19 protein-coding genes and 1 tRNA gene are annotated in these 22,949 nt (G+C 69.2%); 6 read left to right on the plus strand and 14 right to left on the minus strand.

All coding sequences use genetic code 11. The features are described from left to right. Positions 1–19: 19 nt before the first annotated feature. The 7 genes from EAH86_RS16475 to EAH86_RS16505 form a co-directional block, all read right to left on the minus strand. Entirely contained in the window at positions 20–6,505 is a 6,486-nt protein-coding gene (locus EAH86_RS16475; protein ID WP_140742785.1) for a DUF4082 domain-containing protein, read from the minus strand. Next, the gene (locus EAH86_RS16480; protein ID WP_241668414.1) at positions 6,505–8,034 is read right to left on the minus strand and encodes a sugar transferase; all 1,530 of its coding nucleotides are present in this window, start codon (positions 8,032–8,034) and stop codon (positions 6,505–6,507) included. The genes EAH86_RS16475 and EAH86_RS16480 overlap by 1 nt, the downstream gene beginning before the upstream one ends. A 371-nt stretch (positions 8,035–8,405) precedes the next feature. Beyond that, the gene (locus EAH86_RS16485) at positions 8,406–9,119 is read right to left on the minus strand and encodes a NeuD/PglB/VioB family sugar acetyltransferase (RefSeq protein ID WP_241668415.1); all 714 of its coding nucleotides are present in this window, start codon (positions 9,117–9,119) and stop codon (positions 8,406–8,408) included. A 20-nt stretch (positions 9,120–9,139) separates the two neighbouring features. Continuing rightward, positions 9,140–9,742 (minus strand): aminoacyl-tRNA hydrolase, encoded by a 603-nt coding sequence (gene pth / locus EAH86_RS16490; RefSeq protein ID WP_241668416.1) that lies wholly within the window; start codon positions 9,740–9,742, stop codon positions 9,140–9,142. Positions 9,743–9,824: 82 nt separating this feature from the next. After that, entirely contained in the window at positions 9,825–10,514 is a 690-nt protein-coding gene (locus EAH86_RS16495) for a 50S ribosomal protein L25/general stress protein Ctc (protein WP_140742789.1), read from the minus strand. A gap of 177 nt (positions 10,515–10,691) precedes the next feature. Then, positions 10,692–11,414, minus strand: coding sequence for a class I SAM-dependent methyltransferase (locus tag EAH86_RS16500; RefSeq protein ID WP_161988682.1), 723 nt, complete (start codon positions 11,412–11,414; stop codon positions 10,692–10,694). Between the two features lie 82 nt (positions 11,415–11,496). Then, positions 11,497–12,492, minus strand: a complete 996-nt coding sequence (locus tag EAH86_RS16505) for an EamA family transporter (RefSeq protein WP_140742793.1) — start codon at positions 12,490–12,492, stop codon at positions 11,497–11,499. Between the two features lie 126 nt (positions 12,493–12,618). Between EAH86_RS16505 and EAH86_RS16510 the strand changes: the two genes are divergently transcribed. Further along, positions 12,619–13,173 (plus strand): CGNR zinc finger domain-containing protein, encoded by a 555-nt coding sequence (locus EAH86_RS16510; protein WP_140742795.1) that lies wholly within the window; start codon positions 12,619–12,621, stop codon positions 13,171–13,173. Positions 13,174–13,178: 5 nt separating this feature from the next. Here EAH86_RS16510 and EAH86_RS16515 read toward each other — a convergent pair whose 3' ends face one another. Together EAH86_RS16515 and glmU are read right to left on the minus strand one after the other, a co-directional pair. Continuing rightward, a complete protein-coding gene (locus EAH86_RS16515; protein ID WP_140742797.1) occupies positions 13,179–14,159 on the minus strand; it encodes a ribose-phosphate diphosphokinase in 981 nt (326 codons plus the stop codon). After that, positions 14,156–15,706, minus strand: a complete 1,551-nt coding sequence (gene glmU, locus EAH86_RS16520) for a bifunctional UDP-N-acetylglucosamine diphosphorylase/glucosamine-1-phosphate N-acetyltransferase GlmU (protein ID WP_140742799.1) — start codon at positions 15,704–15,706, stop codon at positions 14,156–14,158. The genes EAH86_RS16515 and glmU overlap by 4 nt, the downstream gene beginning before the upstream one ends. Before the next feature lie 175 nt (positions 15,707–15,881). On the opposite strand from glmU, the gene EAH86_RS16525 reads away from it, so the two are divergent. Next, positions 15,882–16,817 carry an ATP-binding cassette domain-containing protein gene (locus tag EAH86_RS16525; protein ID WP_140742801.1) on the plus strand — a complete coding sequence of 312 codons (936 nt, stop codon included), beginning with the start codon at positions 15,882–15,884 and terminating at the stop codon, positions 16,815–16,817. A gap of 329 nt (positions 16,818–17,146) precedes the next feature. Next, a complete protein-coding gene (locus tag EAH86_RS16530; protein ID WP_140742803.1) occupies positions 17,147–17,578 on the plus strand; it encodes a hypothetical protein in 432 nt (143 codons plus the stop codon). A 56-nt stretch (positions 17,579–17,634) separates the two neighbouring features. Here EAH86_RS16530 and EAH86_RS16535 read toward each other — a convergent pair whose 3' ends face one another. From EAH86_RS16535 to EAH86_RS16545, 3 genes are all read right to left on the minus strand, one after another. Continuing rightward, positions 17,635–17,895, minus strand: coding sequence for a PspC domain-containing protein (locus tag EAH86_RS16535; RefSeq protein ID WP_140742805.1), 261 nt, complete (start codon positions 17,893–17,895; stop codon positions 17,635–17,637). Between the two features lie 215 nt (positions 17,896–18,110). After that, positions 18,111–18,317 carry a hypothetical protein gene (locus EAH86_RS16540; protein ID WP_140742807.1) on the minus strand — a complete coding sequence of 69 codons (207 nt, stop codon included), beginning with the start codon at positions 18,315–18,317 and terminating at the stop codon, positions 18,111–18,113. Beyond that, positions 18,314–18,649 (minus strand): hypothetical protein, encoded by a 336-nt coding sequence (locus EAH86_RS16545; protein ID WP_140742809.1) that lies wholly within the window; start codon positions 18,647–18,649, stop codon positions 18,314–18,316. Before EAH86_RS16545 ends, EAH86_RS16540 begins: the two co-directional genes overlap by 4 nt. A gap of 457 nt (positions 18,650–19,106) precedes the next feature. Between EAH86_RS16545 and EAH86_RS16550 the strand changes: the two genes are divergently transcribed. Continuing rightward, entirely contained in the window at positions 19,107–19,967 is an 861-nt protein-coding gene (locus tag EAH86_RS16550) for a hypothetical protein (protein ID WP_241668446.1), read from the plus strand. A gap of 144 nt (positions 19,968–20,111) precedes the next feature. On the opposite strand, the gene EAH86_RS16555 is transcribed toward EAH86_RS16550, so the two are convergent. Next, positions 20,112–20,193: transfer RNA gene (locus EAH86_RS16555), tRNA-Gln, on the minus strand. Between the two features lie 200 nt (positions 20,194–20,393). Between EAH86_RS16555 and EAH86_RS16560 the strand changes: the two genes are divergently transcribed. Then, positions 20,394–21,365: an acyl-CoA desaturase gene (locus EAH86_RS16560; protein WP_140742813.1), complete on the plus strand. Its 972-nt coding sequence runs from the start codon at positions 20,394–20,396 to the stop codon at positions 21,363–21,365. A 24-nt stretch (positions 21,366–21,389) separates the two neighbouring features. On the opposite strand, the gene EAH86_RS16565 is transcribed toward EAH86_RS16560, so the two are convergent. After that, entirely contained in the window at positions 21,390–22,220 is an 831-nt protein-coding gene (locus tag EAH86_RS16565; protein ID WP_140742815.1) for a peptidoglycan recognition protein family protein, read from the minus strand. A gap of 83 nt (positions 22,221–22,303) precedes the next feature. Between EAH86_RS16565 and EAH86_RS16570 the strand changes: the two genes are divergently transcribed. Continuing rightward, the gene (locus tag EAH86_RS16570) at positions 22,304–22,903 is read left to right on the plus strand and encodes a TetR/AcrR family transcriptional regulator (RefSeq protein WP_206665882.1); all 600 of its coding nucleotides are present in this window, start codon (positions 22,304–22,306) and stop codon (positions 22,901–22,903) included. Positions 22,904–22,949: the final 46 nt, after the last annotated feature.

The raw sequence follows: 22,949 nt of genomic DNA on the forward strand, positions 1-22,949 counted from the left end.
CCTAATGCGGTAGTTCGGACTACAGCACGTGGAAGGCCAGCTGGACGCTGTTGACCGTCGGCGTCGTGAACCTGGTGCCCGTGCTGGTGAACTGCAGGTTGTACTGCAGGTAGCGCGAGCTGCGCGTGATGCTGTTCGTGGTGGCACTGACCGTCGACCACCCCGTCCACGACCCGCTCCCAGTGTTGGCGTTGGGGCCGGACCGCACCTGGATCGTCATCGTCGTGCCGCTCGGCAGCACCACGTCACGGGTGAGCGTGTCCCAGCCGACCGTCGCTCCGGCGTCTATCACGGCCGACGTGAAGGTGGTCGCCGCGGCATACGGTGCCACGCGCGTCCAGTCCACGAGGAGGACCGGCGCCGCCGTCGTCGGGTCGGAGGCCATCACCCGCAGGGACAGGCCGGTCGAGAAGGCCGACGTGGCCACCTGGGTGCCGTCGATGAAGAAGACCGCATTTCCGCTGGCCCAGTCGACGCGATACTCGTGCTCGGCGCCCGTCCACGTTCCGGCGATGGCGATGGTCCGGTTGTTGAGGAACCCGTCGTTCACCCGGGCGGACAGGGCTCCGGTGGCGCTGGTCTGGAACGATGCCGTCACGGTCGTGCTCCCCGTGGCGATCGAACCCCAGCCGATGGTGTGGTTCGCGCCCAGGGTGGCCGCCGCGGCAAAGCTGCGTCCGGTGGCGTAGGTGGTGGAGGTGTAGAGCCGGCTGCCCGACAACGAGGCCTGTCCGCTTGCGTAGGTGGTCGCGCCTCCGGTGACCAGGGCGGCGCTCGTGAAGCCCGTCGGGGTCGTCGTGCCGGTGAACTCGGAGCCGACCGTCAGGGTGCCGAGCACCTCGCCGCCGTTGGTGTCACTGATGTAGCCACCCGTGCCGGTGCTGAACTGCGCCACGGTCGTCTGCGCGATCGGGGCCACCGTCGGAACGTAGGAGGCAGGCGCGGAGGTGGTGGCCGGGGAGGTCGCGCTGTTGCCTGCCGCGTCGGCGGACGTGACGCGGTAGTAGTAGCGAGTGTTGGCCGTGAGCCCGGTGAGGGCGACCGAGTGGCTGGTCCCAGCCGTGCCCGTCCGGGTCGTGCCGAGCGCTGTCGTCGTGCCGTAGCTCACGCTGGTCGTCGCCGACTCGTCCGTCGTCCAGCTGACGGTCGCGGTCGTGCCGGAGCCCGTCGAGGCCACTGCCGAGATGGTCGGTGCGGTCGTGTCTGCGATGACGAAGGTGCGCGGTGCGCTGGTCGTGACCGGGTCGGTCGTCGAGTTGCCGGCAGGGTCGGCAGAGGTCACGCGGTAGTAGTACGTGCCGGCAGCCAAGCTGCTGAGGGCCACCGAGTGAGCCGTGCCCGTCGCGCCCGTCGCCGAGGTGCCGAGGGCCGTGGTCGTGCCGTAGTCCACCTTCGTCGTCGCCGACTCGTTGGTCGTCCAGCTGATCGTGGCGGCGCCGGCGGAGACCGCTGCAGCGACCGCCGAGACCGCCGGAGCCGTGACGTCCGGTGTGGCGAACGATGCCGGCGCACCACTGACATCCGGACTGGTGGCCGAGTTGCTGGCAGCGTCCACAGACGTCACCCGGTAGTAGTACGTCGTCGCGCTCGTCAGCCCGGAGAGTGCCACCGAGTGGCTGGTGCCGGTGGCACCTGTCGCCGTGGAGCCGAGCGCTGTCGTCGTGCCGTACTGCACCACCGAGGTGGCCGACTCGTCCGACGTCCAGGTGACGGTGGCGGTGCTGCCGTTGGCGCCGGCGTTGTGCTGGACGGCGCTGATGACCGGTGCGGTCGTGTCTGCAGGCGGCGGAGTTCCACCCGTGGCGAACACGACATCGACCCAGTAGTTGGCCGAGCTGGTGTTCGTCGGGAAGCCGGAGCCGTAGAGGTAGAGACCGGCGCTCGCCGGCGTGTGCAGCGGCGGTTGGTCGAGGGCCGAGGCGAGCCCACCCACGGTGGCCGAGTAGTAGCCGCCGGAGGTGTACGAGGCGACGTAGGTGCTGCCCGGCGTCACGCTGACCGGGGTGGCGAAGGAGACGGTCTGCCACCCGGTCGACGACTCACCCGTGAAGGTGGCCGTGGCCAGCCGGTTGCCCGCGGCATCCCAGAGGGATCCGGTGTGGCTGCCGGTGTTCTGCGGTCCCTTGTAGAAGCGCACTCCGGTGACCGTGCCTGCGGCGTCCGCGCTGAACTTCACGCCGAGCTCGAGGTTGGCGGGGTCGTTGACCGTGATCATCCCGGGGACGGCGGAATCGTTCCAGAGGCTGCACGGGCAGACACCCGGCGTGGCGTCGGGCTTGGCTGTAGTGAACGACCAGGTGAGCGGCGCCATCGCGTTGCCCGAGGGGTCGGCCGCCGAACCGGTGGCGGTGTAGGTGGCTCCGCGGGCCAGCGCGGCTCCGGGGGTGAAGGTCGCAGTCCGTGTGCCGCTGTCGTATGCGGTCGACCCGGTCACCGTCTGTCCGCCAGACGTCTTGAGCGACAGCTGCAGGGTGGCGACGTCGATCGCCTCGGAGAAGGTGACCGAGGGGGTGACCGCCTCGCTGACGCTCGACGCGCCGTCGATCGGGCTGGCCACGCCCGTCGGAGCGGTCGTGTCAGGGGCCGCACCCGGCGCGAAGATCGGGTCCACCCAGTAGTTGGAGCTCGCGTAGCTGCTGTCCGGGAAGGACTCGCTCGCACCGTAGGCGTAGACGCCGTTGGCACCCGCCGGGGCGGTGAGGACGACGTTGTCCCAGGGGTTGGCGAAGAACTGCTGCGTGGCGGCGTAGTGCCCCGACGGTGCACGGTAGGAGACGACGTAGGTCTGGCCCACGGTCAGCTGGACCGGTTGCGCGAACTGCGCTGTCTGCCATCCGCTCGCGGTCTCACCGCTGAACGTGACGGTGGCCAGCTTGGCGCCCGCCGACGACCAGAGCGATCCGACATGGGTGCCCGTGTTGGCGGCGCTCTTGTAGAAGCGCAGACCGGTCACGTAGCCGGGCACCGTCGTCGTGAACTTGACCCCGACCGTCACCGCTCCGGCGTCGTTGGCGTCGGCCACGGGTGGCGTGGCTGTGCTCTCGAACAAGGTGCAGGGGCAGCTCGACGCACCCGCCACCGTGAAGGTCCACGAGAACGGTGCCATCGTCAGGCCGGACAGCGCCGCCGCCCCGCTGGCGGTCGCCTGGTAGGACTGATCGGGGCTGAGTGCGCTCGTGGGCACGAAGGTGATCGTCTTGGTCGTCGCGTTGTAGCTCGTCGACCCCGCGACCGTGGCTCCTCCGGAGGTCTTCAGGGCAAGCGCGGCGCTGCCGCTGCGGACCTGGCCTGCGAAGCTGGCCTTCACCGCGGCGTTGGGCGAGACGTTCGTCGCGCCCGCTCCCGGCGTCACGGACGAGACCGTCGGAGCGGCGTCGGTCGGGTTGTAGAGCACGTCCACCCAGTAGTTGGTGTCTGCCTGGTTGGTCGGCGCACCGGCCCCGAAGGTGTACAGGCCACCGTGCGCCACAGTGTGCAGCGGCGGTGAGTCGACCGCTGCGGCGAGACCGTTGGCGGTGTAGCTATAGCTGCCGGCGGGAGCGCGGTACGAGACGACATAGGTCGTGTCGGCCTGGATGCTCACGGGGGACGAGAAGTAGGCGTTCTGCCAGCCGGTGCTGGTCTCACCCACGAAGGTCACGCTGGCGAGCAGCTGACCGCTCGACGTCCAGAGGGACCCGGTGTGGGTACCCAGGTTGGCAGGACCCTTGTAGAACCGCACCCCGACGATCTCGCCGTCGGCCTCGGCGGTGAACTTGGCGCCGAGCTCGACGGAGCGAGAATCGGAGTCCGTGATGACGGTCGGCGTTGCCGAGTCCGGCCAGATGCTGCACGGGCAGTCACCGGGAAGCGGATCGGTCGCCGAGGTCGTGAAGGTCCACGTTGCAGGTGCGTCCATCGGCACGCCGTACACCGTGGATGCCTGGACCGTCGCCGTGAAGGCGGTGGAGTAGGCGAGGTTCGCGGTCGGGGTGAACGTCGCCGTCCGCGTGGTCGCGTCGTAGGCCGTCGTGCCAGAGACGGGGCCGCTGGCAGAGGACACCGAGAACTGCAGCGAGGCAGGGTCGATCGCCCTGGAGAACACCGCTCGTGGCTTCACCGCTGGAGCCACGCTCGAGCTGCCAGGCAGCGGGGTCCGCGACGTGACGATGGGCGGAGTCGTGTCGTCGACGGTGAACACGACGTCGACGTAGTAGTTGGTGTCGCCGTACGAGGACGTCGGGAAGCCCGGGTCGAGGCCGTAGACGCCGTTGGTCTGCCCGCTCGGCTTGCCCAAGGCACTCAGCGGTGCAGCCACGTAGTCCTTGGTGGTGAAGAAGTTGCTGTCCGCGGCGTAGTGCCCGTTGGGAGCGCGGTAGCTGGCCACGTAGGTCGTCCCGGCGGCCACCGAGATGCTCTCGCCGAACTGGAGCGTCTGCCAGCCGTTGGCGGTCTCACCGGTGAAGGTCCCGGTGGCGAGCAGCGCACCCGAGGCGGTCCACAGTGAGCCGGTGTGCGTCCCGGTGTTGCCGGTGCCCTTGTAGAACCGGACCCCGGAGACGTAGCCGTCCTCGGTGGGGGTGAAGCGGACACCGAGCTCCACGCTGGCGCTGTCGTTGGCGGATGGCGTGGCCGGCACGGTCTCACCGAACAGCGAGCACGGGCAGGACACGGTCAACGACCGCGTCGCAGGGGTGCCGATGTTGGCGCTGTCGTCGATGGCGCGCGCCTTGACGGTCGCCGCTCCACGTCCGTGCACCACATAGCTGTAGGTCCACGAGGTGGTGCCGGTCGCGGGGTGCCAGGTGGTCCCGTTGTCGGTCGACACCTCGACGCCGGCCACCTTGCCGCCCACGTCTGACGCGGTGCCGGCGACGTTGACGACCGAGCCGTTCCCGACGGCTGCACCGTCTGCCGGTGCGCTGATGGTGACGGTCGGAGCACTCGTGTCCGTCGTCTTGGTCGAGGCGGTGAGCCCGGGCATGATCGTGCTGGCCAGCGCCCCCATGTCGGCGAGGACGTTCACCGTCGCCTGCTGCATCCGGACATCGGCTGCGGCGCCTTGGCCATCGTGGTTCTGCGACAGGCCCCAGGCCCACTGCACGGTGCCGGCACCGAACACGAGGGCGCCGCTGGCCGCACGGTAGAGGGTGAGGTGGTGGGTCGTCGTACCGGGCAGCACGACGTTGCCGTAGTCCTGCAGGTACTGGGGCGTGGCTCCGGTGGTCGTGGACAGCCGGACCAGACCCGGCGGGCGTGACCCGTTGTCGAGGTCCTCGTCCGACTCGTACCCGATGGTGTGTGCGGCGAGTGCGGTCGTCTGGCCCGCGGACATGGAGCCGAGAGTCGTGTTGCGCCAGAGCCGAAGCTTGCCCTCACGCTCCGACACGGTGATCGCCAGGTCGGTGAAGTTGGACATGTAGAGCGTGCCGGTCAGGGCGTTCTCCGGGAGACCACCGCCTTGCGACGGTGGCGCGAACCGCGGGTCCCGCCAGGTCGCGGTGGACTCGGGAGTGGGGTCGATCTTGGCGTTGGCCCAGGTCTCCTTGTAGCAGACCAGGGTGCGGCCGTCCGTGGACGTGCCGTCGATGCTGGGCTCCCACCGGGTGCGCCAGTAGACCTCGTTGCCGCTGAAGAAGGCGAGGTTGACTCCGGCATCGCGGGCCGCCTCCACGTTGGCGCGCTGGGCCCCGGACCAGTACTCGTCGTGGCCGGTCGAGACGAAGACCTTGTGGTTCTGCAGGAGCGGCCCGCGACGGTCCACGTCGAGGCTGCTCGTGTAGCTCACGTCGTAGCCGTTGCGCTCCATGAACTGCAACATCGGGAACTCGTTGGCGAACAGGTAGTCCCGTCCCTCGTTGTCACCCCGGGTGACGAACGGGCGGTTGTAGCTGATCTTGTAGGCGCGGCCGTCGGGAACCCCGGTGTAGAAGTCGGACCCGCCGTAGGTGTTGTAGGCCTGCCACGTGCTGTCGGAGGTCTGGAACAGGATGTCGGAGTGGCTCGAGTCGTTGCGCACGACGAACGGGATCTGGCTCTCGTCCTGGTTGGACGCGTTGTTGAGGTGCGCGATGTAGACACCGCTCACGGCATCGGCCGGCACCGTCCACGAGGCGGAGACCGCCCAGTTGCCGCAGTCGACCAACCCGGTGGCTGCGTCGCTGAGGCAGTTCGGCTGGGTGCGGGCGGTCGGCGTGGCACTGCCGATCTTGCGGGCACCGTCCCCGCCGTACCAACCGAGCCGGTAGATGTCGATGGTGTAGCTGCTGCCGGTGGTCTTGATCTTGAACTGCTGCTGCTCACCGGCGGAGAGGCTCATCTTGGTGGCGAAGCCCTGCAGGCCGGGGTCGCCGGAGCCGGCCACCTCCCACTCGGACTCCGGGGAGCCCGGCTTGCTGTTCTCGCAGACGATGGGGTTGCCACCCGGGTCGCATGGACCCGCCAGTGCTGGGGATGCCACGCCAACCGCCAGTGTGGAGGCCACCACGGCGGCGGCCCCCACGATCGCGATCCATCGTCGGTTCATCAGTACGCTCCAGCTCCACGGAAGACTGCACGGGCCGTTCGGAAGAGAATCTGCAGGTCGAGTGCGAGGCACCAGTTGTCCACGTACCAGAGGTCGAGCCGCAAGGACTCGTCCCAGGTCAGGTCGCTGCGCCCACTGACCTGCCAGAGGCCGGTCAGGCCGGGCTTGACCCGGAGCCGACGCACGGCGTCGGGCTCGTAACCCTCGACCTCACGCATCAGCGGGGGCCGCGGACCGACCAGCGACATCTCGCCGCGCAGGACGTTGGCCAGCTGCGGCAGCTCGTCGAGGGAGAACCGACGCAGCATTCGGCCAACCCTGGTCACCCGCGGGTCGGACTTCATCTTGAACAGGACGTCGTTGCCCGCATCGCGCTCTAGCTGGGCCAGCTTGGCCTCGGCGTCGACGCACATGGTCCGGAACTTGAGCATCTGGAACTCTTCGCCGCGGGCGCCCACGCGGGTCTGGCGGAACAGTGCCGGCCCGGGCGAGTCCAGTCGGATGGCAACGGCGATGGCCAGGATCCCCGGCAGGGCCACGACCAGGAGCAGCACGGTCAGCGCCTTGTCGACGACCGACTTCACGACCCGACGCGCCCCGGACATGACCGGGCGCTCGATGTGCAGCAACGGCATACCTGCGGTGGGCCGGATGGACAGGCGAGGTCCGGCAACACCGAGCAGCCCCGGCGACACGACCAGCTCGACGTCCCGCTCCTCGAGCGACCAGGCCAGCCGACGCAGCTCCGGGCCGTGCAGGTCCGGGTCGCTGGACACGGCGACGACGTCGGCGTCGAACAGGTCGACGGCCGACATGGCCTCCTCCGGGTAGCCGAAGACCGGCACTCCCTCCACCTCGGAGGGGAGGTCACCGCTGAGGTCGAGGCCGGAGACGCACGCGGCAACGACGCGCAGGCCCTGCTGGGGCGCCCGCTTGATCTCACGGATCATGGGCAGCACCGACTTGGCATTGCCGATGATGACCGTGGCCTGGGTCTCGGTGCCGGCCGAACGTCGACGGTAGAGATCCCTGCGCACCACCTGCCGGGAGTACATGCCGAGCACGAACAGCATCGTCACCGCGACGAGGCTCGTGAGCCGGGGCACCTCGACGTGGGCGGCGTAGGAGAGGAACGCGGCCGCTCCCACGAGGTAGAGCGCGGACCGCATCACGGCGCGGTACTCCTCCGGACCCGAGCCTGCGAAGCGACGCTCGTAGCCGTGCGAGAGCGAGAGGATCCCGAGCCAGAGGACGGGCAGCGCCGTCACGACGGCGATCCGGGCCAGCACAGTGGCGTCGGGCATGGCGACCAGGGCGGTGGTCAGGCCCGTGAAGAGAGCGACGAAGAGATCCCCGCCGATGGCACGCCGGCGATAGGCGACGTTCCACGGGAGACGCTTGGTCCGCATCGGCGGCGCCGACGCCGTCCGCTTCGGTCGTCCCGTCTCGTGGGCCACCGAGGCGGCGACGGCGTGACGCAGACGTCGGGACAGGGTTGCCCCGTTCACCGCGTCGACGTACTCCGTCATGCCCACCTCGTGCCGTCCCGCTCCCGCAATCTCCGCCATGACTTCTCCCCCGCAGCCCAAACCCTGGTGGCACCGTAGACCCGCAGCCCGGACCTTCGACAGACCCCAGAGGAGTCATCTGTACCCGTGAAATAGGTTAGGGCTCAACGGATTTCGTGACCTACGCCCGGCAGGCGAGAGCGATCTAGACGGGCCAGCTACGACACCGTGCGTAGCCGTCTCATACGGTTGGGGGAGGCATCTGGGTGGCGTTCTGCCCGGCACCGTGCAGATGGTGCCGAAAGCGTCCATTCGCCATCGTCCACGTTCTGGACGCGAAGGTTCGGCACGGTGGAGATGGGGCCGAAAAATGGTCAGTAACTAGTCACTGACTATCTTTGGGAGTTCACCAGCGGTCGCGCGGGGACGCCCGCCCAGACCTCCCCGCCCGGTAGGTCTCGCAGGAGGACCGCGCCCATGCCCAGCGTGCCCCGGGCACCGACCGTCACCTTCTCGCGGACGCTCGAGGCCATGCCGAGGTATGCCGCGCGGCCGACCCGCACTCCGCCTCCGAGCGTCACCCCCGCGCACAGCGTTGCGAAGTCCTCGATGACGTCGTCGTGGGTCATCGTCACGTGCGGCATCACGACCACATGACGCCCGACCGAGACCGCCGCCGTCAGGACGGCTCCGGCCAGCACGACCGAGCCGGCACCGACGGTGCACGAGTCGGGCACGGATACCGAGGGATGCACAACCGTGGCGTACTGCTCGTCCGCAACACCCAGCTCGCGCAGCCGCTCCGTCAGCAGCTCGCGCACCACGCCCCTACCGGCGCAGACGATGACATCGCAATCAGCCTGTGCTGCAACGGAATCCAAGCCACCCAGGACCTTGAGCCAGCCGCCCGCCAGCGAGCCCCACAGCGTGGCATCGTCGTCGACGCACCCTTCGATGCGAATGCCGCACGCGCGCGCCGCCTCGGCGGTCTCGAGGGCGAGGCCGCTTGCCGCCACGAGGATCAGTCCGTTGCCCACCCCGTCACCGTAGAGGGACTGCTCGACATCGCGCAGCCACACGCACCAGGCCGCCCTCGGTGCAGGCACAGTCCGCACGGACCCGGGTCTCAGGCCGGGCTGTGGAACTTCTGCTGCGCGAGGACCAGCCCCTGCGTCACGACCATCTCGACGGCATCCGCGGCGTCACCGATCAGGAACGGCAGCTCCTTGCGCTCGGTCGTGCCGAAGTCACGGAGCACGAAGTCCGCCGCGTCCATCCGACCCGGCGGCCGGCCGATCCCGACACGCACCCGCAGGTAGTCCTTGGTGCCGAGTGCCGAGCTGATCGAGCGCAGCCCGTTGTGGCCACCCTCTCCCCCGCCCTTCTTCAGCCGGACGTCCCCGGCCGGGATGTCGAGCTCGTCGTGGACCACGAGCAGCCGGTCGGCCTCGACCGAGAAGAAGCTCATCAGTGCCTTGACCGGGCCACCCGACTCGTTCATGTACGACGACGGGACGGCGACGACGGCGGCCGGTCCGGGCGCCCCGCCGGGCGCCATCCCGATGCGCACCGTGGCAGCCACGGCGCGTGCCTTGTGCGTGGTCAGCTTGGTGCTGCCGCGCGAAGCGAGCTCGTCGACCACCATCGCGCCCACGTTGTGCCGGTTCCCGGCGTACTTCGGACCGGGGTTGCCCAGGCCCACCACGAGCCAGGTGCCGTCGTCATTCACGGAGCGAGTATGCCGGAAGGCCAGGTCCCCCATGACACTACGCAGGGGACCTGGCCTTCCGGCATACAACGGTGAGTGGGACTCAGGCGTCCTCGGACTCGGCCTTCTCGCCCTCGGGGGCGTCGCCCTCGGCGGCAGCGTCGTCGCCCTCGGTGGCCTCGGCGTCGCCGGCCTCCTCGTGCTCGATGCCGGCCTCGGCCTCGGCCTCTGCCATCTCGGCGTCCAGCGCCTCCTGCGAGATCTGCTGGGTGACGTTGATGACGAGGGTGTTCTCGTCGACGACGAGGGTCGCGCCGGCGGGGAGAGTGAGCTCGGACGCCTTGATCTGCGTGCCGGCCTCGAGGCCCTCGACGGAGACGACGATGTTCTCCGGGATGTGGGTGGCCTCGACCTCGAGCTGGATGGTCTGGGCGTCCACGGTGACGATGGTCTCGGGAGCGGCTTCGCCCTCGGTGTGGACCGGGACGTCGACGGTGACCTTCTCGCCCTTGCGGACGATGACCAGGTCGATGTGCTCGATGACCGGCTTGATCGGGTCGCGCTGGACGTCCTTGGCCAGGGCCAGCTGCTCGTCGCCGTCGATGACGATGGTGAGCAGGGCGTTGGTGACCTTGAGAGCCATCATCGTGGCGTGGCCGGGCAGCGTGATGTGCACCGGCTCGGCGCCGTGGCCGTACATGACGGCGGGGATCTTGTGGTCGCGGCGAATCTTGCGGGCAGCGCCCTTGCCGAACTGCGTGCGCGTCTCGGCGACGAGCTTGTTGTCAGACACGGAAATCTCCTGTGCGGTGGGGGACTCGAGGATGCGGTGGGCCTCGACGCGGGGCGCAGCACGGAGACCACACCGCGTCGAATTACGGACGTGCGGGCCGAAGCCATGCAGTGTCCCTCGCCGAGGCAACCCGCAGAGTCTAGGTGACGCCCGCAGGGAGAGGGAAATCGGCGACGGTCAGCGTCCGCCGTGGCGCCGCTGCCACAGCTCCCTGGCCCAGGGAAGGCGTCGCCCGGCTTCGCGGCGCGCCCGGGTGCCGGTGTCCGCGGCCACCAGACGGGCCCGCATGACCGGGGGGGCGAACGAGTAGTCCATGTGGCGGTTGAACTGCTGGGTCGTGTACCCCTCCTCCGGCGGCAGCTCGGCCAGCGCAAAGAGGGCTGCCCGGTCGTCGGGGATGGACTCCAGCCGCCACCAGTCCTCCGCCGCCATGAAGTGGTAGAGCGGGGTGATGGCGTGGATCGCGATGTCGTCGACCAGCACCTTGCCGTGCAGCTTGAGGGCCGAGGTGATGTAGTGCCAGTCGATGATGGCGTAGGGGAAGGAGTGCGCTCCGTCGATGAAGGCGAAGTCCAGCACCCGACCGTCATAGAGACTCGGGAGCACCTCGTCCGACGACTCGGCGATGAACGTGACGCCGGAGTGGTCGACACCGATCTTCTCGCAGTACTCACGCACCAGCTGGTGCTCCCGCGGATCGGGGCTGATGGCGGTGTGCCGGCCGCCCGCCGCCGCGAAGACCACCGTCGAGGCTCCGCAGCCCGTCTCCGCCGACTGGGTGTCGCTGGTCGCGTGGGCCGAGAGGACGCCGAGGATGCCGGGTAGAGCGCTCCAGCAGTTCACCCCGCCGCTGTGGAATCGCGGGTCGTCACGGATGATCTGCTGGACAACGTGCGACATGGCGCTACCCCCTTGTGGGCCCGCCCGCCTGGCGGGTGTGCGCCTCATGAAAGCACGAATCACCCACGGACCGAAGCCTTTCTCAAAGGTCGCCCGCGCGGACGGAGACGACGAACGGCGCTCCCTCCACCTCCGGGACCACTGCGAGGTTCACGAGGGCGCTGGCGCGACCCCTGCGGAGCTCGCCGACGCGAACCGCGACGACCCCGCCGACGATCAACACACCGCCGGCCAGCTGCATCAGGCCCGGCAGCTCGTCGAGCAGCACCCAGGCGAACAGCACGGCGAACAGCACCTCGGTGAGACCCACGAAGGACGCGACGGTCGACCCCAGGACGCGGGCGGCCGTGACCCCGAGGAGGTATGCCGCCGCGGCGGCGATGAGCGCGAGCTCACCCACGGCGACCCACCAGGGCGCCTGCCGGCCCATCAGCTCGACCGGGGTCGAGGCGAAGACGAGGGGGACGACGCCGACGGCGCCCAGGACCCCGAGGGCCACCGCGCCGGCGCCCATGCCGAGACCGGCGAGCGCGACGGGAGGAAGGCTGCTCTCCTCGGCGGCGAGGACGAAGAAGGTGGCCAGTCCGGTCGCGGCGACCAGACCCCAGGCCACGCCCACGAGGTCGGGGCGGGTCTGTCCGGAGAGGTCGAGGACCAGCACGAGACCGAGGATCGCCAGGATGACACCGAGACCGGTGAGCGCACTCGGCGCGCGCCGGGTGCGCAGCCAGACCCAGAGGACGACCAGCACGACGCCGAGGTACTCCAGCAGGAGTGCGACGCCGACGTCGAGCCGCTGCACCGCATAGAAGTAGGCGACCTGACAGCCGGCCACGGCGACCGCGCCGTAGGCGAGGATCGCGGGGAGGTTGTCGCGGACGAGGGACCAGCGTCCCCGCAGCGCCAAGATGGTCGGGATCGCGAGGACGAGCGTCGCTCCGGTCACGCGCAGCAGCACGATGGCTCCCGAGCTCCAGCCCTCGACGAGCAGGGACTTGGCGAACGGCCCGCTGCTGCCGAACGTCGCGGCGGACGCCAGGGCCAGCCAGAGCCCGAACCCTGTCGAACGTGAAGCCATGACTGTCCACCTCGCCCTCGTCGCACGTTGTCCGCAGCGCCGCCACCCCGCCGGTCAATCCCGGCATGTAACCAGCAAACTGCTTTATACTCGTGACGGTAGCAATCGCCGCGGTCAGGAGTCAAGATGCTTTTTGCCCATGACACGGAGGTGGCGCTGCGTGCCGCCGCCGCCCTGGTCAACACGGCCGCGACCCTGCCCGGCGACACCGAGGACCTCGCGACGGTCGCCGACCTCGACGCGTTCGTGCAGGACTGGGAGTGGACCGGTTCGCACAGCCACGACGACGCCGAGCTCGCCAGCGTCCACGCCCTGCGCCCGCGACTGCGCCGGCTCTGGACCGCCGAGACCGACGAGGCCGTTGCGCTGGTGAACGACTTGCTGGACGAGGCCAAGGCGCTCCCCCAGCTGGTCCGGCACGGCGAGTGGTCCTGGCACCTGCACGCGACACCGCCGGAGGCCCCCCTCGCCACTCGCATGGCCGTGGAGGCGGCGATGGCCATGGTCGACGTGATCCGGGCGGACGAGCTCGCCCGGCTGCGGGTCTGCGCGGCTGACGACTGCGAGGACGTGGTCGTCGACCTGTCCAAGAACCGCTCGAAGCGATTCTGCGACGGTGGGTGCGGCAACCGGGCCAACGTCGCGGCATACCGAGCCCGCAAGACCGGCTCGGCCGGCTGATTCGCTCAGGCGTGGCCGTCGAACAGGCTCGTCACCGAGCCGTCCTCGAAGACCTCCTGGATCGCACGGCTGATCAGGGGGGCGATGGACAGCACGGTCAGCTTGTTGAACCGCTGTGACTGCGCGATCGGAAGCGTGTCGGTGACGATCACCTCGACGGCCGTGCACTCCTTGAGCCGCTCCACCGCCGGGTCGGACAGGATCGCGTGGGTCGCCGCGATGACGACACCCGCCGCCCCGTCAGCCATCAGCGCATCAGCGGCCTTGGTGATCGTGCCGCCGGTGTCGATCATGTCGTCGACGAGCACGCAGACCCGACCCTTGACCTCACCGACCACCCGGTTGGCCACGGTCTCGTTGGGGCGGTTGATGTCTCGCGTCTTGTGGATGAACGCCAGCGGTGCTCCGTTGAGGCGCTGCGACCACTGCTCGGCGACCTTGATCCGGCCCGCATCAGGCGAGACCACGGCCAGCTTCTCGCTGCCGTACTTCTCGGCGACGTGGTCAGCCAGGATCGGCAGCGCCATCAGGTGGTCCACCGGTCCGTCGAAGAAACCCTGGATCTGGGCGGTGTGCAGGTCGACCGCCATCAGCCGGTTCGCACCCGCGGTCTTGAAAAGGTCGGCCATCAGCCGCGCCGAGATCGGCTCGCGACCGCGGTGCTTCTTGTCCTGGCGCGCGTACCCGTAGAAGGGGAGCACGACCGTGATCCGCTTGGCGCTGGCGCGCTTGAGGGCGTCGATCATGATGAGCTGTTCCATGATCGCCTCGTTGATCGGCGTCGCGTGGCTCTGGATGACGAACGCGTCCGAGCCGCGCACCGACTCCTCGTACCGCACGTAGATCTCGCCGTTGGCGAAGTCGTAGGCGCTGGTCGGCACGAGCCCGGTGCCGAGCATCCGTGCCACCGACTCGGCCAGGTCGGGGTGGGTCCGTCCGGAGAAGACCAGGAGGTTCTTCTCGGTGGTCTTGAGGATGCCAGTCACGCGTTGGCCTGCCCTTCGGTGGAGTCGTCGGTATGCCGCGTGGTTGCTTCGTGGTCCGCACTGGTGACGCCGGCGCCGGTCACCTTCGTGGCCGCTTCTCCCGCCGCGTTCGCGGCTGCTTCCTCCGCCGCCTTCGCAGTCTTGGTGCCGGCGCGGGCCCGCGCGACCCAGCCGTCGATGTTGCGCTGCCTGCCACGGGCCACGGCGATCTGGCCGGGCTCGACGTCGCCCGTGAGCGCGGAGCCGGCGCCGACGTAGGCACCGTCGGCGACGTTCACCGGTGCGATGAGAACGGTGTCGGAGCCGATGAAGCTGTGTCGACCGATGGTGGTCTGGTGCTTCGCGACCCCGTCGTAGTTGGCGAAGATGGTGCCCGCCCCGATGTTGGCGCCCTCCCCGATGACGGCGTCACCGGCATACGTGAGGTGGGGGACCTTGGCACCGTCGCCGATCTTGGCGTTCTTGGTCTCCACGAAACCGCCGATCTTGCCCTTCGCGCCGAGCTCGGTGCCGGGGCGCAGGTAGGAGAACGGACCGACGGTGGCCCCCGCTCCGATGACGGCCAAGAGGGCCTCGGTGCGCTTCACCTCGGCGCCGGCGCCGACCTCGGTGTCGGTGAGCGTGGTGTCGGGGCCGATGGTGGCGCGTTCGCCGATGGCGGTGGCACCGAGCAGCTGGGTGCCCGGCAGGATCGTCGTGTCGCGGCCGATGCTGACGTCGCTGTCGATCCACGTCGTGTCGGGGTCGACGATGGTCACTCCCTCGCGCATCCAGCGCTCGGTCGTGCGGCGGTTGAGCTCCTTGCCGAGCCGGGCGAGCTGGACGCGGTCGTTGACGCCCTCGGTCTGCCAAAGGTCCTCGATGAGGTGCGCACTGACCCGTCCGCCGGCCTTGCGCGCGATGGCAAGGACGTCGGTGAGGTACTTCTCGCCCTGGACGTTGTCCGTGCCGACCTTGCCGAGCGCGTCGATGAGGACCGCCGCGTCGAAGGCGTAGATCCCGGAGTTGATCTCGGTGATCGCGCGCTGGTCGTCGGTGGCGTCCTTCTGCTCGACGATGCCCTCGACACCGCCGTCGCCGCCGCGCAGGATGCGGCCGTAGCCGGTGGGGTCCGCGAGGTGGGCGGTGATCACCGTGACCGCGCTCTGGGTCGCGACGTGTTCGTCGACCAGCGACTGCAGGGTGTCGCCGGCGAGCAGCGGCACGTCGCCGTAGGTCACCAGGATGGTGCCGTCGAGCCCTTGCGGCAGGGCATCCAGTGCACACTCCGTCGCGCGGCCGGTGCCCTTGACCTCGTCCTGGTCGGCGATCACAGCCTGCGGGTCGACCTCGGTCACGTGGGCGGCCACCAGGTCATGCTTGTGCCGGACCACGACGGCCAGGTGCTCAGGGGTGACTGCTCGAGCAGCGGCGATCGCGTGCCCCACGAGGGTCCGCCCCCCGATCCGGTGCAGGACCTTGGGGGTCGAGGACTTCATCCGGGTGCCTTCACCTGCGGCGAGGACGATGACAGCGGCAAGGTGGTGCGAGCCGGTGGGGGTGTTCACGCGCGAGGCTCCAGCGATCTGGTCGGGTGCGACGGGACGGCGTCATGCTACCCGCCGGTCGCACACCGTTCGTCGTGCGGCCACCTGCGGCGAATGCCGCCTCCGGCGAATCTGCACAGAACCTCCACAGGTCCTCCCCCTGTTCTGACCAGCCCTGCCCCTAGCGTCTCGACGCATGATCAGCGTGCAAGGGATGACCAAGCGGTACGGCGACGCACGCGCGGTGGGCGACCTGACCTTCGACGTGGCGGCCGGGAAGGTCACCGGCTTCCTCGGCCCCAACGGCGCGGGCAAGTCGACGACGATGCGCATGGTGGTCGGTCTCGACCGGCCGACGGCAGTCACTGCCACCCTCAACGGTCGGCGCTACCGGGACCTCGCAGCTCCGCTGCACGAGGTGGGGGCCCTGCTCGACGCCGGCGCGATGCATCCGGGCCGCACGGGCCGGTCCCAGCTGCGCATCGGCGCCCGGACCAACGGCATCCCCCTGTCGCGCGTGGACAACGTCATCGACCAGGTGGGCCTGGGCGCGGCGGCCGGCCGACGGATCAAGGGCTACTCGCTGGGCATGCGTCAGCGCCTCGGCTTCGCCGCCGCGCTGCTGGGCGACCCCCAGGTGCTGCTCTTCGACGAGCCCGTCAACGGTCTCGACCTCGATGGCGTCCGCTGGATCCGCGCCCTGATGCGTGGCTTCGCCGACGAGGGCCGCACGGTGTTCGTCTCCAGCCACCTGATGAGCGAGATGCAGCTGATCGCCGACCGCGTCGTGATCATAGGCGGAGGTCAGCTGATCGCCGATGCCGACATCGAGCAGGTGCTGCGCGGCCTCGACGGCCAGCGGGTGCGGGTCCGCACCCCCGCCCCTGACGAGCTCTACCGCGCGCTGGCCGAACACGTGGCCGTGGAGCGCACTGCCGTCCAGGACGAGCTGGAGGTCACCGGTATGCCGGCTGCCGAGGTCGGCAACCTGGCCCACGCCACCGGCATACCCCTGCACCACCTCGCGGAGGTCGAGCAGTCGCTCGAGCACGCCTACCTGTCCCTCACCGAGGACGCCGTCGACTACCACGGCGTCACGCCTGAGCCGGTCGCGAACGGAGCAACCCGATGAGTACAGCCACCGTCGTCGCCCGCACAAGCCGGGCCGAGTGAAGCCGGATCTGGAGCGTTCGCTCCAGCTGGATCCTGGCGTTGCTCACGACCGCCGCAGTGTTGGGGCTGGGCGCGCTCATCGGGAACGACACGGCCAACAACGCCTCGGGGCGCCCGCGGACGCGAGCGCCTGGGACGGAGGGCAGCCCACGGCGATGTTCGCCCTCTTCGGGATCCTCGCACTGTCGGTGGTCACGAGCACCGCCGACCACGGCACCGGCGCCATCGTCCCGACGCTGCAGTGGACACCCGACGAGGCGTCCTGCTGACGGCCAGAGCGGGGTCCTCATGGCTACGGCAACGCTGCTCGGCGTCATCCTGGTGGCTGCCGCGAGTGTCGTGTTCTGGGCGTTCGTGCCCCAGGTCGGGTTCCCTGCGGGGGCAGGCCCGAGGTTCCTCGGTGGAGTGGCCCTCGTCTATGCCACCGGCGCCCTGCTCGCGGTTGGCCTGGGGCTGGTCCTGCGCAGCACCGCCGGGGCCTTGGTCAGCGTCATCGCGCTGGTGCTCGTGCTGCCCATCCTGTTGGGGAACCTCCCCTACGACTGGGCCGTCACCCTCTCCTCACTCATGCCCGGGTCGGGTGCCATCTTCCTGATCGTCGGCGAGGGCCCGAGCGACGACATGACGATCGCCTCCGCACGACTGACCATGGCGGCCTGGGCCGTCGCGGCGCTCGTGGCCTGCGGTCTGCGTCTGATGCGCAGCGACGCCTACAGATAGGCGCAGGGCCTGCTGCCCAGCGGCTGGTCCTGGCTGTATGCCGGACCAGCCGCCGCTCAGGAGGTGACGGTGGTGGCCGGCCCGCTGTACGACCGCGCCGCGGCGGTGTGCTCGCCCGGCATGAGGATCCACAGGATGGGGTAGATGAGGATCTGGCTGCCCGGGACGACCATGAACAGCAGCACGAACAGAATTCGTGCGGGCCACGGCGCGATGCCGAAGCGCCGGCCGAGGCCTGCGAACACGCCGCCGAGGACACGGTCCTCGCGCGGCCGGACCAGACCCTGCTGGGCGAAGCTGTCGTGGATGTTGTCCATGGTTCCTGCACTTCCTTCGAGTAGTGGCGCCGGGGTGGACCCCCGACACCACTACTCTGCGGCGCCGCGGACGCGCTGCCCATCGGGTGCGGCCCTGACCCGACCCCGGTTGTCCGGCGCCGCTCTCGGGGTCCGACCCGCAGTCGAGGGCTTGCTCCTGCACCGACCCGTCCTGAACATGGCTCACCGGATCAGCGCCCGGCTCGAGCCTGCGCTCAGAGGGTCGTGGTCTCCACCGTGAGCGTCAGCAACCGACGCTGACCGTTCCAGAGCGCGTACAGGCCACCTTCACCCGTGCCGGTCTGGGTGACCGAGGTGACGGCACCGAGTCCGCTGTTGCCGGGGCAGCCGTCGCCGACTGCCGGCACGGCCTCGCCGCCCGAAGTGACGCCGCCGAAGCCGGTCAGGTACCAACCGGTCATGGGGCCCTGCTTGCCGCTGCTGTTCTTGCGGGTGTCGCTGCCACGGTCGCCAGGAGACCGGTCGTCTTGGTGTTGGTGATGACGTGGTGGTTTCCGCCGGGGGTGTCGAACTCACAGACGACCTCGTACGTGGAGGTGCTGTCGTACGCGAAGGTGACGCCGCTGACGTTGTCCTGCATCGACTTGTTGTTCCAGCCGGAGGCGGACTGCACCTCACCCTTCCCCACCCAGCCGACGCCGGACGCGCCCAGCGTGTAGGCGGACGCCGAGCCCGCCAGTGCCAGCAGCAGGCCGGCTCCCAATGCGGCTGCTGCCGCGAGTTTCCCGAACACGATGTGCGTTCCCTCGTTCGGCGCGGACCCTGCGCCGCCCCTGTGATCGTGAGAATGGGCACCCGGTCATGGGTTGGTCAACAAACCGTCAAGCCCACGCCAAGGTTGCCCGAGCAGTGGAGACATTCGGGATCAATGGGGCACCCGTGCGCTCGAAGCTCAGTGCTCGGGGCGAACGCGGGACGGTCCGGCCGGCACCCAGATTCAGGGAAAGTTCCTGCCTTGGCTCCCCGGGTAGCAGGCGCGGCTTCGCGCCACAGCGTGCCTCGTAGCGACCTCGCGCATACGTCAATTGCGGGTCCACGCATCCACGAACAGATGAGGGCAACCCTACGCAGATCGTGAGATCCCCTCGGGAAGACCTGCCTCTAGCGTGGATCTGCTCGGCGTCGCCGTGCCTGTCCTTTGAAGGGAAGCGGGCTTAAACATGATGCGAAGAGTTCTAACTTTGGCAGCCGTGGTACCACTGGCGCTGATGGCGAGTGCACCGTTGTCGTCAGCCGCCCCGACTGGGGGGCAGATCTCGGGGGCGATCTTCACCACCGACGTGAGCGGGGTCCCGGTCAACCTCAACCACTACGCGAACAAGCAGGACGTCTACCTCAACGGCGGGCCCGGAATCAACGCGCCAGACAGCGCCGCCGGTCTCCCGGCCGACACCTACACCTTCCAGGTCACCAACCCCAATGGCCGGGTCCTGCTGTCCACCGACCCACTGGCCTGCCGCCAGTTCACGGTCGATGCCTCAGGAGTCATCCAGAGCGTGGCCCCGAGCGGCGGGTGCGCTCACCTGACGGGGATCGATGGTGAGGACAACGGCATCACAGTGCAGCTGTATCCGTACCTCGACACCCCGAACCCCGGCGGCGTGTACAAGGTCTGGGTCACGCCAACCTCGCGACTGGACTGCAGCGCCTGGGCCAAGACCGGCTGCTTCGTTCCGAGGTACAGCAAGACCGACAACTTCAAGGTCAAGGAGAACGCCGTCGTCGAGATCGACACTCGGTTCTGGAAGAACGGCCAGGCCCTGCTCGGCCTGGCAGCGGGGTGGACTGACACCGTCGGCGCCTCAAACGTGAAGTACTCCGAGTACAACCCCGCGGTCCTCGCCTACAACGAGGCGCACGTGGAGGCTGCCGAGGAGGGCACCCACAGCATCAGCGTCTCTAACCAGGCCGGCTGCACCATCGCCTCCGTGACAGGGCCGATGGGCGAGTCGTACAAGAACGGCAGCGGCAAGTACAACGTCTCGGTGACAGTGGCGCCGTGGACCGCAGGCGACAACACCACCTACCGGGTCGAGGTGTTCTGCAAGTAGGCAGACAGCCCTGTCCTGACGTCGCCGAGAGGGTGGCGAGTCGACTTCTCACCTCGAGAAGAACGTCGATTCGCCACCCTCTCAGCTGCGTACGCCCTGGAGGTCAAGCGGTGCACGTGGTGACGGGTCGCTGACCTGTGCGTTTGGCTCCCCGGGTAGGAATCGAACCTACGTCGCTTGTCCTGATTCAAAGTCAGGCGGGCCCTACCAGCAGACCAACCGGGGAACGCCCCCTGCGGGGACCCGCCAAGGGTAGCCAAGCACGCGGCATACCTGGGCATCGCCGTGTGAGCGCCGCAGCTGGCGACGACCCGCCGGTGCGAATGGGCCGAACCACGCGATGACAACCTACGGTTCCGTAGGTTACGGTTTCGAAAGCTGATGAATGCCTCCGTGGCGACGAACCGAAGGAAGGTTCCCCCTGCGATGACGACTGCGACACCCTCTGCCGAGACCGCGCCGGGACCCGAGCCCACCGCCCCGGACGCGACGCCGTCAGTCGCACGCGAGACGAAGCGGGGAGGCGAGCAGGCCGCGCTGGCGCTGTTCATCGGCATCCCGTTCCTCGCGCTGCTCGCGGCCGTCCCCGTGGCCTGGGGCTGGGGACTCGGCTGGCACGACATCGTCATCGCGCTGGTCATGTACGCGATCGCGGGTCATGGCATCACGGTGGGGTTCCACCGCCACTTCACGCACGGCTCGTTCAAGGCCAGCCGCGGTCTCAAGGTCGCGCTCGCCGTCGCTGGCTCGATGGCGATCCAGGGTCCCGTCGTCCGCTGGGTCGCCGACCACCGCCGCCACCACGCCTTCTCCGACCGCGACGGCGACCCGCACAGCCCCTGGCGCTACGGCGAGACGATTCCCGCACTCGCCAAGGGCCTGTGGTGGGCGCACACCGGCTGGCTCTTCGACGTCGAGCAGACCCCCCGGAGCAAGTACGCACCCGACCTGATGGCCGACACGGACCTGCAGAAGGTGGACCGCGCCTTCCCCCTGATCGTCGCCGGCTCGATGCTGTTTCCCGCCCTCGTCGGCGGTCTCTGGTCGATGAGCTGGCAGGGTGCCCTCACCGCGTTCTTCTGGGCCTCGCTGGTCCGCGTCTCGCTGCTGCACCACGTCACCTGGTCGATCAACTCGATCTGTCACACCATCGGCGAGCGGCCGTTCAAGAGCCGCGACCGGTCCGGCAACGTCTGGTGGCTGGCCGTCCTGTCGATGGGCGAGTCCTGGCACAACCTGCACCACGCCGACCCGACCTGCGCGCGCCACGGCATCGAGAAGGGCCAGCTCGACTCGACCGCACGCGTCATCTGGGCGTTCGAGAAGCTCGGCTGGGCCACCGACGTCAGGTGGCCGGTGGCCAAGCGCATCGCAGCCCGGCGGGTCACGACGGCCTGAGGCCTCGGGACGGTTTGGCGGGGGTCAGGGCGCCGTCGTCAACAGCGACCTGAACCGCGCCACCTCAGGCTGCTGCCAGTCGGTGTGGTCGTTGCGCCAGCCTTGGAGATCACGAAATCCCTTGGCCTCGTTGACCATCGCGTGCCCGATGACGTCACCGTCCTTGATCGCGTACCGACGTTGCAGGTCCTCGACGAGGGCCACGCCGGCAGCGGCCTGCGCCTTGCGCCGCAGGACCTGTTGCACTGCCCACCGGGAGTCGTGACCATTCGACGACTGGACGAACTCGATGCCGATGGCGAGCTGGTTGAGCCCGATCGCGTGCCGGCACATCACCGTCGGTGGCACCAGCTCGTAGATGGTCCCGTCCTGGTCGACGACGTAGTGCGCGCAGGTTCCCGGGCGCTCACCTCGGTTCGGCACGTCGGCCTCGAAGAGCGAGCGCGCCGACCCATAGGTGTCGCTCTCGGTGTAGTGCAGGACGATCATGGTCGGGTCCAGCTGCCAGGTGCGCGTCCCATAATGGCGTTCCGCGTATGCCGCCGTCTCGGCCTTGCGCGTCGCCCCGAACGTCAGGTGGTCGGCGACGATGCGCGGCGCCCGGAGTGGTCCCGCGTCCGTGCTGGCCGTCGCCGAAGCGGGGGCCGTTGTCTGGTGGCCTCCGCCGGTGGGGCCGGTGGACGTGGGACCATCCGCGGTGGTCGTGGGCGCTCCAAGGTGCATGCCGGACAACGGCTCGGCGCGCCCCACGAGGCCCTGCTCGAGGGCGAGACCCAGCCCGAGGAACGCAGCCACGACGCCAGCCGCCATCGCCAACCGCCTCGCTCCCCCGCCATACCCTCCGTTGCCCTTCACAACCACCACGCTACGCACGGGGCATGATGGAGCGCGTGACCGACGCCCACGACAAGCCCACCACCTCGAGCTCCCGCTCCCGCATGACCGGCAAGCAGCGGCGTGAGCAGCTCATCCAGGTTGGTCGGAAGCTGTTCGCGGACAAGGGATTCGAGGGGACGACGGTCGAGGAGATCGCCGCGAAGGCCAGCGTGTCGAAGCCGGTCGTCTATGAGCACTTCGGCGGCAAGGAAGGTCTCTACGCCGTCGTGGTGGACCGCGAGATCGCTGCCCTCCTCGGCGGCATCACCGGCGCACTGAGCGCCGACCTCAACAGCCGCGAGACGCTCGAACGCGCCGCCGGTGCGCTGCTGGACTACATCGAGAGCAACACCGATGGGTTCCGAATCCTGGTGCGGGACAGCCCTGCGGGACAGTCGACGGGGTCCTTCGCCAGCCTGATCTCGGACGTCGCAAGCCAGGTCGAGCACATCCTCGCCGCCGAGTTCAAGCGCCGGAAGCTCGACCCCAAGACGGCCCCCCTGTATGCGCAGATGCTCGTCGGCATGGTCGCCCTCACCGGGCAGTGGTGGCTGGACTCGCGCAAGATGAAGAAGGCCGACGTCGCCGCGCACCTGGTCAACCTCGCGTGGAACGGCCTCGCCGGGCTGGAGAAGAAGCCGGCCCTGCTCACCGCCGACTGAGCTGCTGGGACTGACCAGGCGCCGCACGGCGGACTACCCTGAAAGG

The sequence above is a fragment of the Pedococcus bigeumensis genome, from assembly GCF_006438965.1.
Lineage (GTDB): Bacteria > Actinomycetota > Actinomycetes > Actinomycetales > Dermatophilaceae > Pedococcus > Pedococcus bigeumensis_A.